At 40.7% G+C, this 13,279-nt stretch carries 10 protein-coding genes; 6 read left to right on the forward strand and 4 right to left on the reverse strand.

What is annotated here, in order from left to right; genetic code table 11:
- Positions 1–4: 4 nt before the first annotated feature.
- Together B7705_RS02205 and B7705_RS02210 are read right to left on the reverse strand one after the other, a co-directional pair.
- Positions 5–2,065, reverse strand: a complete 2,061-nt coding sequence (locus B7705_RS02205) for a heavy metal translocating P-type ATPase (protein ID WP_000008775.1) — start codon at positions 2,063–2,065, stop codon at positions 5–7.
- Position 2,066: 1 nt separating this feature from the next.
- Complete coding sequence (locus tag B7705_RS02210) at positions 2,067–2,345, reverse strand: DUF6110 family protein (protein WP_000910910.1); 279 nt, start codon at positions 2,343–2,345, stop codon at positions 2,067–2,069.
- Positions 2,346–2,496: 151 nt separating this feature from the next.
- Here B7705_RS02210 and B7705_RS02215 point away from each other — a divergent pair, with 151 nt between their 5' ends.
- On the forward strand, positions 2,497–3,345 hold the full coding sequence (locus B7705_RS02215; RefSeq protein WP_001095532.1) for a putative RNA methyltransferase: 849 nt from the start codon (positions 2,497–2,499) through the stop codon (positions 3,343–3,345).
- Positions 3,346–3,407: 62 nt separating this feature from the next.
- On the opposite strand, the gene glgP is transcribed toward B7705_RS02215, so the two are convergent.
- Together glgP and malQ are read right to left on the reverse strand one after the other, a co-directional pair.
- A complete protein-coding gene (glgP, locus tag B7705_RS02220; RefSeq protein WP_084947378.1) occupies positions 3,408–5,666 on the reverse strand; it encodes a glycogen/starch/alpha-glucan family phosphorylase in 2,259 nt (752 codons plus the stop codon).
- A gap of 24 nt (positions 5,667–5,690) precedes the next feature.
- Positions 5,691–7,208, reverse strand: a complete 1,518-nt coding sequence (gene malQ, locus B7705_RS02225) for a 4-alpha-glucanotransferase (RefSeq protein WP_084947381.1) — start codon at positions 7,206–7,208, stop codon at positions 5,691–5,693.
- 475 nt (positions 7,209–7,683) lie between these two features.
- Between malQ and B7705_RS02230 the strand changes: the two genes are divergently transcribed.
- From B7705_RS02230 to B7705_RS02250, 5 genes are all read left to right on the forward strand, one after another.
- On the forward strand, positions 7,684–8,952 hold the full coding sequence (locus tag B7705_RS02230) for an extracellular solute-binding protein (RefSeq protein WP_084947383.1): 1,269 nt from the start codon (positions 7,684–7,686) through the stop codon (positions 8,950–8,952).
- A 124-nt stretch (positions 8,953–9,076) separates the two neighbouring features.
- Complete coding sequence (locus B7705_RS02235; RefSeq protein ID WP_162284862.1) at positions 9,077–10,369, forward strand: sugar ABC transporter permease; 1,293 nt, start codon at positions 9,077–9,079, stop codon at positions 10,367–10,369.
- 1 nt (position 10,370) lies between these two features.
- The gene (locus B7705_RS02240; RefSeq protein WP_001065653.1) at positions 10,371–11,213 is read left to right on the forward strand and encodes a sugar ABC transporter permease; all 843 of its coding nucleotides are present in this window, start codon (positions 10,371–10,373) and stop codon (positions 11,211–11,213) included.
- Positions 11,214–11,472: 259 nt separating this feature from the next.
- Positions 11,473–12,273, forward strand: coding sequence for a DUF1189 domain-containing protein (locus B7705_RS02245; protein WP_084947386.1), 801 nt, complete (start codon positions 11,473–11,475; stop codon positions 12,271–12,273).
- Positions 12,274–12,282: 9 nt separating this feature from the next.
- Entirely contained in the window at positions 12,283–13,269 is a 987-nt protein-coding gene (locus B7705_RS02250; protein WP_084947389.1) for a LacI family DNA-binding transcriptional regulator, read from the forward strand.
- The last annotated feature ends 10 nt before the right edge of the window (positions 13,270–13,279 follow it).

The following is a 13,279-nucleotide window of genomic DNA, read 5'->3' on the forward strand; positions in this document are numbered from 1 at the left end:
CCACCTATCCCTTAATAGACAGGCTACGCAGGACTATGCGTAAGGTTGTTAGATTATGTAGGATAGAGAGGTTTGAAGGACTGAGCCAATTAAACAAGCCAAAGCCAATCAAACTACTATTTACGACAACGGTATCTTGAATATTCTTCTTGATGAGTGTTTGCAAAGATGATGATAGCCAATCCAACTCTTGGAAGAAATCCAAACGATTATCTAACAATAAGATATCGCTCATCTGCTTAGAAATATCTGCACTCTCATTCATCACCACACCGATATCTGATAGGGTTAGAGCCGCTGAGTCATTCAATCCATCTCCAACCATCAAAATCGTGTGACCTGCTTTCTGCAGTTCCTCTACTAACTCAAATTTCCCATCAGGTTTCAAGTCTGTATAGACCTGATCAAAGGGCAAATCTTTGACTAATTCCTCTGTCCTAACCAAGGTGTCCCCAGTTGCCAGAATCAATTTTTTCCCTTGTGCCTTAAGTTTCTCCAAGGCTGCTTTTGCTTCTTTTCTCAAAGGAGTATGAATGCAGAACATTCCAATCAATTCATTCTGATAAGCCAAGAATAAGAGATTGTAGTGACTCTTGTACTCTTCAATTAAAGCATTTTGTTCTGAACTGATATGAATCTGCTCATCCTGCATCAAGACATAATTCCCAATAAGAACTGGTTGGCCATCTATATGAGATTTGATCCCCTTGCTTGCAATATATTGGAGTTTCCCATGCATTTCCTCATGTTCAATTCCCTCTATCTCAGCTTGCTTGACGATGGCATTAGCAATAGGATGATAAATGTGTTCCTCAAGACAGGCACTGATTCTGAGAATATCTTCCTCACTATAGTCCCCAAAAGGTAACACCTTTTCAACTATAGGATAACTAGTTGTGATTGTTCCCGTCTTATCAAACAAGAAAGTATCAACTTCCAGATATTTCTCCAGAACATCCCCATCCTTAATCACCATTTCACGGTTCAACCCCTCCTTGATAGCTGTCAAATAAGCTACAGGAGTAGAGATTTTCAAAGCGCAGGAGAAATCGACTAATAGGAAAGAAATAGCCTTAGAAAAAGAACCTGTTAATAGGTAAGTTAGCCCAGCCCCCAAGAAATTATATTTGACGACCTTATCCGCCATCTTGATGAAATAGCGTTGTTTCGTTTTCTTGTTTTCTTCAGATTTCTTCATTAACTCAATCAGTTGTAAAATCCGGCTGTTCATCTGATTATCGGTTACACGAATGCGTAACTCTCCAGTTTCTAATACTGTATTTGCACAAACCAAATCAGACTCTCTTTTTTCAACTGGAAAACTCTCTCCCGTCAAGGAACTTTCGTTGACCATACCTAAACCTGAAACTACTTGTCCATCAAACAGAATTTCATTTCCTTGAGATAGGACCAAGACATCTCCTATTTGAACATCGGAACTCTTGATACTAACAACCGTATCGCCCTGTACTAAGAATACGTCGCTCTCTTTTGCAAGAAGGCTTTGTTCTAAATCTGTTGCAGTTTTTTTCAAAGACCACTGATCTAAATGATTCCCCAAATCAAGCATAAACATGATATTGCTAGCTGTCTTGGATTGGTTCATAAACAAGGACAATAAAATCGCCGAACAGTCCAAGACTTCCATCGTTAGTTCCTTACGCGCTAGTGTTTGATAGGCTTCTCTAATATAACCCAAAGCCTGATAACAAGTCCATATATAGCGAATAGGATACGGCACAAAACTACGAAAAAGTACACGCTTAATCGCTGCACCTGAAACAATAGAATAAGCACTCTCTTCTCTACGAATGGGAAGAGTCATCAACTCAGAAACTTTCCCTTTATCAATTCTTTTTAAAAAGGCTTCTGCATTATCTAATACAGAAAAGCCTTCTTTTATGCGTAGAGTAAAGTGCTGTTGATCCATGTAAAACTGGATAGACTCAATCCCCTTTTCATCTCTCGCCAAGGAACGAAGATAGTCTTGAATATCCAAGGTGAGTGAAAAAGAAGATGATAGTCGGATATGTTGGTATCCTCTATGTAGCACTTTAAAAGACATATTATTCTCCTATAAGGCTATCTAATTGCTCTTCTTTTTTCTCTTGCTCGTACAAATATTTGGCATCTTGCAAGACATCGTCTCCATGTTGTTTCACAACAGAAACAGATGCATCTAGCCCGTCTTTCAACTTGTAAGCCTTAGCCAAAGCTTTAGAATAACCTTTTTTAGCTTCCTTACTTGCCAAGATTTTCAAACCAAGGGTACCAAATGCGACACCACCCAAAAAGAGTGATGATTTCTTCGCAACTTTTGCAACGGTTAATACTTCTTTTAACATACTTATTTCCTCCTTATCATTATTATATAGAAATTTAGATATAAAAGCAATTTTATTCTATAAATTGGAGAATTAGTTTTATTTCTACTGAATCTCCCATCTACTTATTTCTAAAGTTGCTTTCATTTGCCTCTTTTGATACACTTAAACTATGAATACAAACCTCAAACCCAAACTTCAGCGTTTTGCTTCTGCGACTGCCTTTTCCTGCCCTATCTGCCAAGAAAATCTGGCCTTGGTAGAGTCTAGCCTCAAGTGTAGCAACCGCCATTCTTTTGATCTGGCAAAATTCGGCTATGTCAACTTGGCTCCGCAAATCAAGCAATCTGCCAACTACGACAAGGAAAACTTCCAAAACCGCCAGCAAATTCTTGAAGCTGGTTTTTATCAGGCTATTTTAGAAGGTATCTCGGACTTACTAACAACTAATCCATCCGCAAAAACAGTCTTGGATATCGGTTGTGGCGAAGGTTTCTACTCTCGTAAACTCCAAGAAAGTCACTCTGATAAAACCTTCTATGCCTTTGACATTTCAAAAGACTCGGTCCAAATCGCAGCTAAAAGTGAACTCAACTGGTCAGTTAATTGGTTTGTCGGTGACCTGGCTCGACTTCCTATAAAAGACGCCAGTATGGATATCCTGCTCGACATCTTTTCACCTGCCAACTATGGGGAATTCCGTCGCGTTTTATCCAAAGATGGCATCTTGATCAAGGTCATCCCGACTGAAAATCACCTCAAAGAAATCCGTCAAAGGGTACAAGACCAGCTGACAAACAAGGACTATTCCAACCAAGATATCAAGGAACATTTCCAGGAATACTTCAGCATCCAATCTAGCCAAATAGCTTCCCTAACCAAACCCATCACAGCCGAGCAACGCCAAGCTTTACTTAGCATGACCCCCCTTCTCTTTCATGTTGACCAGACCAAAATTGACTGGAGTCAACTGACAGAGATTACCATTGAGGCAGAGATTTTGGTTGGGAAAGCACTGTAAATAAAACTTTCAGATAAGACAAAACCCGCACCTTCAAGGTACGGGTTTAAGTTATGTAATTATTAGTTCAAGTGCCAGATATCTTCGTTGTACTGAGCGATTGTACGGTCAGATGAGAAGAATCCTGCTTTGGCAATGTTAACGATGACTTTATCCAACCATGCGTCGCGGTCTTCGTAGTCAGCAAGCATTTGCTCTTTCACCTTGATGTAGTCTTCCAAGTCAAGGAGAGTCATGAACCAGTCTTTGTTGATCAATTCGTTGTAAAGACGTTCCAAGCGTTCTTTCTTACCTACTGCAAGAACAGCATCGCTCACGATGAAGTCAACCAATGGTTTGATGGCTTCGCGTGCGTAGAATTCGCTTGACTTGTAAGCTGCTTTTGCGTAAAGGTCGATAACAGTTTCTGAATCTTCACCAAAGATGTAGATGTTTTCGTCGCCAACCAATTCAGCGATTTCCACGTTAGCTCCGTCCATAGTACCAAGAGTCAAAGCTCCGTTGAGCATGAATTTCATGTTACCAGTACCTGAAGCTTCCTTAGAAGCAAGCGAGATTTGTTCGGAGATGTCACATGCTGGGATGAGGAAGCTTGCTGCAGTAACGTTGTAGTTTTCAACCATTACAACTTGCAAGTGTGGTGCTACTGCTGGATCGTTGGCAATCACTTCTGACAAGCAAAGGATCAAGTGGATGATGTCTTGAGCGATAGTGTAGGCAGGAGCTGCTTTACCACCAAAGAATACTGTGATTGGACGAGCAGGGATGTTACCAGCCTTGATGTCAAGGTATTTGTGGATGACATACAAAGCGTTCATTTGTTGGCGTTTGTACTCGTGAAGACGTTTGATTTGGATATCAAAGATAGAGTTTGTATTGATTTCCACACCTTGGTGTTCTTTCAAGTGACGAGCCAATTTACGTTTGTTGTGAGCCTTGATGCTTTCCAATTTTTCTTTAACAGCAGCCTTGTCTTCGTATGACAAGAGTTTTTCAAGCTCATCTGCTTCATGGTGCCAACCATGTCCAATAATCTCATCCAAGTAGTGAGACAAGCTTGGGTTAGCATGCATGAGCCAACGACGGAATGTGATACCGTTTGTTTTGTTGTTGAATTTTTCTGGGTAGATGTCGTAGAAAGCTTTCAACTCTGAGTTCTTCAAGATTTCAGTGTGAAGAGCCGCAACCCCGTTAACGCTGTATCCGTAGTGGATATCCATGTGAGCCATGTGTACACGGTCGTTTTCATCGATGATTTGAACAGCCGGGTCTTTGTATTCTGCTTTCACACGGCGGTCCAATTCTTTGATGATTGGTACCAAGTGAGGAACCACTTCTTGCAAGAATTCAAGAGGCCATTTTTCAAGGGCTTCAGCAAGGATGGTGTGGTTAGTGTAGGCAGTCATGCTACGAACGATAGAGATTGCTTCATCAAGTTCGATACCACGCGCAGTCAAAAGACGGATCAATTCAGGGATCACCATTGATGGGTGAGTATCGTTGATTTGTACAACTGCGTAGTCCGCAAGGTCATGCAAGTTGCTTCCTTTTTCGATCGCTTCGTCAATGATCAATTGCGCACCGTTTGACACCATGAAGTATTGTTGGAAGATACGGAGCAATTCACCTTGCTTGTCACTATCGTCTGGGTAAAGGAAGAGAGTCAAGTTGCGAGCGATATCTGTCTTGTCAAAGTTGATACCATCTTCGATGATAGAAGAATCAACTGAATCCAAGTCAAACAAACGCAAGCGGTTTTTAGTAGCTGTCTTGTAGCCAGGTACATCAATATCGTAAAGAGTCGATGTCAATGTGAAGTGTGCAAATGGCACTTGGTAGCTACGGCTTGAGCGAACCAACCAGTTTTGCTCTGTCAACCAAGCGTTAGGAATTGTTTCTTGTTGGTTGTTTTTAAGAACTTGTTGGAAAAGACCGAAGTGGTAGTTCAAACCAACACCATCACCATTCAAACCAAGTGTAGCGATTGAGTCGATAAAGCAGGCTGCCAAACGTCCCAAACCACCGTTACCAAGTGATGGTTCCAATTCTACTTCTTCGATTTCGATCAACTCTTTACCTGCAGCTGCAAGTTCTTTTTTCACATCGTCGTAAAGACCGAGGTTAATCAAGTTGTTTGACAAGAGTTTACCGATCAAGAACTCAGCTGAGATGTAGTAAACTTTTTTCTTACCAGTGTTGACTGGTTTTTGGCTGCTAGCAAGCTTGCTGTAGTTGAGAAGAGCAAGGTAAAGCTCTTCATTGCTACATTCTGCAATGGTTTTATTGTAACGTTTTTGTACAAATTCTTTTAATGGTAACATGTTTATGTGTCTCCTGATATTGTCTTATTTCTTTAATTCTACCAAATTTTCATTAATTCGGCGATAAATTGTAGTCAAGTCAAGCAAAGTTTCTTCAACAGCTGGTGTGAGTTGATCTGCTGTCATACGCCATGACCAGTTTCCACCAAGGGTAGATGGGAAGTTCATACGAGCTGACTCATCTAGTTCTAACAAGTCTTGCATGGTTGCAATAGCCATGAAGCTAACGGATGAAAATACTGTGCGAAGCATTGCGTGTGGCACTGTTTCGTACTCTTTACGGTTCGTGTAACGAGCCATGTATTCACGAGTTGGATCATCGATCTCATTACGGTACCAACCAAGAACAGTGTTGTTATCATGTGTTCCTGTGTACATAACAGAGTTGGCAGGTGCCAAGTGCGGGCTATCGATACTTTCGTCTTCTGGGTTGAAGGCAAATTGAAGAATCTTCATTCCTGGGAAGCCAGTGCGTTCACGCAACTCGATCACTTCATCTGTCATGAAACCAAGATCTTCAGCGATGATGTTTAGCTCACCAAGCTCTTCTTTAACAGCTGCGAAAAGCTTGTAGCCTGGACCTTTTACCCATTTACCAGGTGCTGCTGTATCGGAACCAGCAGGAATTTCCCAGTAAGATTCGAAACCGCGGAAGTGGTCGATACGAACAATATCGTAGATCTTGAAGCTTTCGCGCAAGCGTTCAACCCACCATTTGTAACCGTCTTTGTCCATCGCTTCCCAGTCATAGATTGGGTTCCCCCAAAGTTGACCAGTTGCAGAAAACTCATCTGGTGGGCATCCTGCGATGCAAGTTGCTTTACCATTGGCATCTGTCTTGAAGAGGTGTGGATTTGCCCACATGTCGCTTGAATCTTCCGCTACATAGATAGGCATGTCCCCAACGATTTCGATGTGGTTGTCGTTAGCGTAGGCTTTCAATTTCAACCATTGTTGGAAGAAGAAGTATTGAGTCACACGGTGGTAAACCAACTTGTCTGCCAATTTCTCACGGTAGCCTTCAAGTGCTGAAGCTTTACGCGCACGAGCATCTGCGTCTGGCCATTCTGTCCAAGCAAGATTGTCAAAATGCTCTTTAATCGCCATATACTCTGCAAAGAGTTCAAGCCATGATTGGTTGTCTTGAGCAAATTTCTCAAAATCTTTGACATCACCCACTTCCAAGAAGCGTTTAACTGCTTTTTCTAAAAGCGGACGACGTGCGTAGTAAATCTTCGCATAGTCAACTTCAGATGCATCACTACCAAAGTCAACACCTTCAAGATCGTTAGCTTCCAACAAACCTTGCTCTACCAAGATGTCAAGGTCGATAAAATGTGTATTTCCAGCAAAGGCCGAGAATGATTGGTATGGAGAATCTCCATAGCTTGTTGTCCCAAGAGGGAGGATTTGCCAGTAACGTTGCTTCGTACGAACCAAGAAATCAACGAAATCATAGGCAGTCTGACCAAATGATCCAATCCCGTATGCTCCTGGTAGAGAAGAGATGTGCATTAACACACCACTTTGACGTTTTTTCATAATAGCACCTCATGTGTTTGTTATAAAACGTTGCGCAATCAAGGCGCAAACGTTTGCGTTAAGTTAAGTATAGCGCATTTTAAACACAAATGCAAGCGTTTTTAAAAAATTTTTTTGAATTATTTTAATCAACCAAAACTTGTTCCCACTGATATTTTATGAAATGAGCGAAAAATTTTTTAAAAATTTCCTGATTTAAGATAATTCATTCCAAACATCTGCTCTATTTTCTGAAAAATCGAGCTTAATTTACGCAATCGTTTCCCTAATATATTTTCAATTCAAGAAAAACAAATATTTTAAGTTCTTTCTTATATAAGGGCTTTAACAAATGTTTGAAACCTTAAAATTTTTTTAAAATTTTTTCTAAAAATACTTGCAACCGTTTTCCGTTTGTGCTATACTAGGCACATAAAAGAAAACGTTTGCGTTTTCTCATTAAATTATTTTTGTTATTCTTTAGGAGGAATACACTATGTCATCTAAATTCATGAAGAGCGCTGCTGTGCTCGGAACTGCTACTCTTGCTAGCTTGCTCTTGGTAGCTTGCGGAAGCAAATCTGCTGATAAAGCGGCTGATACTAGCTCTTCAGAAGCAAAAGAACTCACTTTCTATGTTGAAGACCAATATAAAGCCTTTGCTGAATCAGCTGCAAAAGCTTATGAAAAAGAAGCAGGTGTAAAAGTTACTATCAAAACAGGAGACCAAATGGGTGGTCTTGACAATCTTTCACTTGACAACCAATCTGGTAAAGCTGCTGATGTTATGATGGCTCCATACGACCGTGTAGGTAGCCTTGGTACTGACGGACAACTTTCTGAAGTTACTCTTGGTGACGGAGCGAAAACAGACGATAAAACAAAATCTCTTGTAACTGTTGGTGGTAAAGTGTATGGTGCTCCAGCCGTTATCGAATCACTCGTTTTGTACTACAATAAAGACTTACTTAAAGAAGCTCCAAAAACATTTGCTGATTTAGAAAACCTTGCTAAAGACAGCAAATACGCTTTCGCTGGTGAAGATGGTAAAACAACTGCCTTCCTTGCTGACTGGACAAACTTCTACTACTCATACGGACTTCTTGCTGGTAACGGTGCTTACGTATTCGGACAAAACGGTAAAGATCCTAAAGACATCGGACTTGCAAACGAAGGTGCCATTACAGCTATCAACTACGCTAAATCTTGGTACGAAAAATGGCCTAAAGGTATGCAAGATACTGAAGGAGCTCCAAACTTAATCCAAACTCAATTCCAAGAAGGTAAAACTGCTGCTATCATCGATGGTCCTTGGAAAGCTCAAGCATTCAAAGATGCTAAAGTAAACTACGGTGTTGCTACTATCCCAACTCTTCCAAACGGTAAAAACTACGAAACATTCGGTGGTGGTAAAGCTTGGATCATTCCATCAAGCACTAAGAACCTTGAAGCTGCTCAAAAATTTGTAGACTTCCTTGTATCAACTGAACAACAAAAAGCCTTCTACGATGCAACCAACGAAATTCCAGCTAACACAGAAGCTCGTACTTATGCTGAAGGTAAAAAAGATGAGTTGACAACAGCTGTTATCGAACAGTTCAAGAACGCTCAACCAATGCCAAACATCTCACAAATGTCAGCTGTTTGGGATCCAGCTAAAACAATGCTCTTTGAAGCTGTAAGTGGTAAAAAAGATGCGAAAACAGCTGCTAACGATGCTGTAACATTGATCAAAGAAACAATCAAACAAAAATTTGGTGAATAATTGATTTGTTCAAGGGGGGTGGAAGTAAAATCCCCCTTTGAATGTATAGATGCGTTTCTCATCAGATATGCGTATCTTGCGATTGAACCCGAGTTTTATCTCGCATCCTATGAAAGGAGTAATCATGGAAAAACAACAGCCTCGCAAAGCAGCCTTGCTGTCAATCATTCCTGGTTTAGGACAAATCTATAACAAACAAAAAGCTAAAGGATTTATTTTCCTTGGTGTTACTGTTTTATTTGTTCTGTATTTTCTAACACTTGCAAGCCCTGAATTGAGCAATTTGATCACACTTGGTGTGAAACCTGGTCGTGACAATTCACTTTTCATGCTGATTCGTGGTGCTTTTCACTCTATCTTTGTTGTCGTTTACTTGCTCTTTTATATCTTTAATATCAAAGATGCACATACGACTGCTAAACGTATCAACAACGGTATTCCTGTAGCTCATACCTTCAAGGATATGATTAAAGGTATTTATGAGAATGGATTCCCATACCTTTTGATTATCCCATCGTATGTAGCGATGACATTTGCGATTATCTTCCCAGTTATCGTAACCTTGATGATTGCCTTTACCAACTATGACTTCCAACACTTGCCACCAAACAAATTGTTGGACTGGGTTGGTTTGACGAACTTCACAAACATCTGGAGCTTGAGCACCTTCCGTTCAGCCTTTGGTTCTGTTCTTTCTTGGACCATTATCTGGGCCTTGGCTGCCTCTACCTTGCAGATTGTCATTGGTATCTTTACAGCAATCATTGCTAACCAACCATTTATCAAAGGAAAACGTATCTTCGGTGTTATTTTCCTTCTTCCTTGGGCAGTTCCAGCCTTCATCACTATCTTGACATTCTCAAATATGTTTAATGATAGTGTTGGTGCTATCAACACGCAAGTCTTGCCTCTTTTGTCTAAGGTCCTTCCTTTCCTAGATGGAGCTCTTATCCCTTGGAAAACAAATCCAACTTGGACTAAGGTTGCCTTGATTATGATGCAAGGTTGGCTAGGATTCCCATACATCTACGTTTTGACCTTGGGTATCTTGCAGTCTATTCCTAACGACCTCTACGAAGCGGCTTACATCGATGGTGCCAATGCTTGGCAAAAATTCCGCAACATCACTTTCCCTATGATCTTGGCTGTTGCAGCACCAACATTGATTAGCCAATACACCTTCAACTTTAACAACTTCTCTATCATGTACCTCTTTAATGGTGGAGGTCCTGGTACTGTCGGAGGCGGAGCCGGTTCAACTGATATCTTGATTTCATGGATTTACCGTTTGACAACAGGTACATCTCCTCAATACTCTATGGCGGCAGCTGTTACCTTGATTATCTCAATCATTGTCATCTCTATCTCTATGATCGCATTCAAGAAACTACACGCATTTGATATGGAGGACGTCTAAGATGAATAACTCAATCAAACTCAAACGTAGACTGACTCAAACCCTCACTTACCTCTACTTGATTGGCCTATCAATCGTGATTATCTATCCGCTTTTGATTACCATCATGTCAGCCTTTAAAACAGGTAACGTCGCAGCCTTTAAACTCGATACCAACATCGACTTTAATTTTGATAACTTTAAAGGACTCTTTACGGAAACTTTGTACGGTACTTGGTACCTTAATACTTTGATTATTGCCTTTATCACAATGGCTGTTCAAACAAGTATCATCGTACTTGCAGGTTACGCCTACAGTCGTTACAACTTCTTGGCTCGTAAGCAAAGTTTGGTCTTCTTCTTGATTATCCAAATGGTGCCAACCATGGCCGCTTTGACAGCCTTCTTCGTTATGGCGCTTATGTTGAACGCCCTTAACCATAGCTGGTTCCTCATCTTCCTCTACGTTGGTGGAGGTATTCCGATGAATGCTTGGCTCATGAAAGGTTACTTCGATACCGTGCCAATGTCTCTTGACGAATCTGCGAAACTAGATGGTGCGGGACACTTCCGTCGCTTCTGGCAAATTGTCCTTCCGCTCGTTCGCCCAATGGTAGCTGTACAAGCTCTCTGGGCCTTCATGGGACCTTTCGGGGACTACATCCTCTCTAGTTTCTTGCTTCGTGAGAAAGAATACTTTACTGTTGCCGTTGGTCTCCAAACCTTCGTTAGCAATGTGAAAAACATGAAGATTGCCTACTTCTCAGCAGGTGCTATCCTCATCGCCCTTCCAATCTGTATTCTCTTCTTCTTCCTACAAAAGAACTTTGTTTCAGGACTTACAAGTGGTGGCGACAAGGGATAATTTATCCCCGCCACCCTTTTTCATTTTATACTCTTCGAAAATCTCTTCAAACCACGTCAGCTTTATCTCCAACCTCAAAGCTGTGCTTTGAGCAACCTGCGGCTAGCTTCCTAGTTTGCTCTTTGATTTTCATTGAGTATTAGCGATTGTTACTGTAAATAATATTCTTGCAAAAAGCAATTTATCTACTAGACTTGAAATAAAGCACATTTCTCTATATAATAATACTCATATAGAAAACACTTTTAGAAAGATGCCTATGCTTCCATATCCATTCTCGTATTTCTCTAGTATCTGGGGATTTCGTAAGCCCCTTTCAAAACGTTTCGGACTCAACTGGTTTCAGCTTTTCTTTACGAGCATTTTCCTCATCAGTTTGTCTATGATTCCGATTGCCATTCAAAACAGTTCACAGGAAACGTATCCACTGGATACTTTTATCGATAATGTCTATACTCCACTGACAGATGAAGCCATCATGGACTTGTCAGAGAATGTACAAATCGTAGATGGAAAGCTGAACTACTCAGGTACGAAGAATCAGCAACCTTCTCTTCTGATTGGTTCAAGTCAAAGTAAGGAATTGCCAAAGGATCTGCAACTTCATTTTGATACGGAAGAACTCGTCATCAGCAAGGAAAGTAAAGAGCTGACTCGTATTCGCTATCATGCGATTCAGACAGAGAGTTTCCAAAGTAAGGAAGAGCTAACCCAGGCCATTTCTAAAGACTGGTACCAACAAAATCGGGTCTATATCAGTCTCTTTCTAGTTCTCGGTGCAAGCTTCCTCTTTGGATTGAATTTCTTCATTGTCTCTCTTGGAGCTAGTCTTCTCCTTTATATCACCAAAAAATCACGCCTCTTTTCATTTAGAACCTTTAAAGAGTGCTACCATTTTATCTTGAACTGTTTAGGATTACCAACTCTGATTACCCTTATTTTGGGACTTTTTGGTCAAAATATGACAACCCTGATCACTGTACAAAACATTCTTTTTGTTCTTTATCTGGTCACCATTTTTTACAAAACACATTTCCGTGATCCAGATTATCATAAATAGGAGATTTTTATGCCCGTTACGATTAAAGATGTGGCCAAGGCTGCAGGTGTCTCACCTTCAACCGTAACCCGCGTTATTCAAAACAAATCAACAATTAGTGATGAAACCAAAAAACGAGTTCGCAAGGCTATGAAGGAACTCAACTACCATCCCAATCTCAATGCTCGTAGTCTAGTTAGTAGCTATACTCAAGTTATCGGTTTGGTATTGCCTGACGACTCGGATGCCTTCTACCAAAATCCTTTCTTCCCATCTGTCCTACGAGGGATCGCCCAAGTCGCATCTGAGAACCACTATGCTATTCAAATTGCAACGGGGAAAGATGCAAAAGAGCGGCTCAAGGCTATTTCTCAGATGGTCTATGGTAAGCGTGTAGATGGTTTGATTTTCCTCTATGCACAAGAAGAGGATCCTTTGGTTAAACTAGTAGCCGATGAGCAATTTCCTTTCCTTATCTTAGGTAAATCTCTATCTCCCTTCATTCCGCTTGTCGATAATGACAATGTCCAGGCAGGTTTTGATGCAACAGAATATTTCATCAAAAAAGGGTGCAAGCGAATTGCCTTTATTGGAGGAACCAAAAAACTTTTCGTAACACAAGATCGTCTAATGGGTTATGAGTTAGCTCTTAAACAATACCAACTTCCTATTGATCCCAATCTGACCTACTTTGCGACCGAATTTCTTGAAGATAATGGTTATCGCTTTAGTAAACTTCTCTTCGAACATGATCCAAATATTGATGCTATTATTACTATTGATAGCCTTCTTGCTGCAGGGGTCTGTGATTACATTGCAAAACACCAACTGGATGTCCCTGTCCTCAGCTTTGACTCGGTCAACCCTAAACTGAACTTGGCAGCCTATGTGGATATCAATAGCTTGGAACTCGGGCGCGTTTCCTTTGAAACCATTCTCCAGATCATCAACGATGCTAAAAACAATAAACAGATTTGTTACCGCCAGTTGATTGCCCACAAAATTATCGAAAAATAAAGACCAGCCT

It is taken from the genome of Streptococcus oralis subsp. dentisani (assembly GCF_002096685.1).
Classification (GTDB): domain Bacteria; phylum Bacillota; class Bacilli; order Lactobacillales; family Streptococcaceae; genus Streptococcus; species Streptococcus oralis_AD.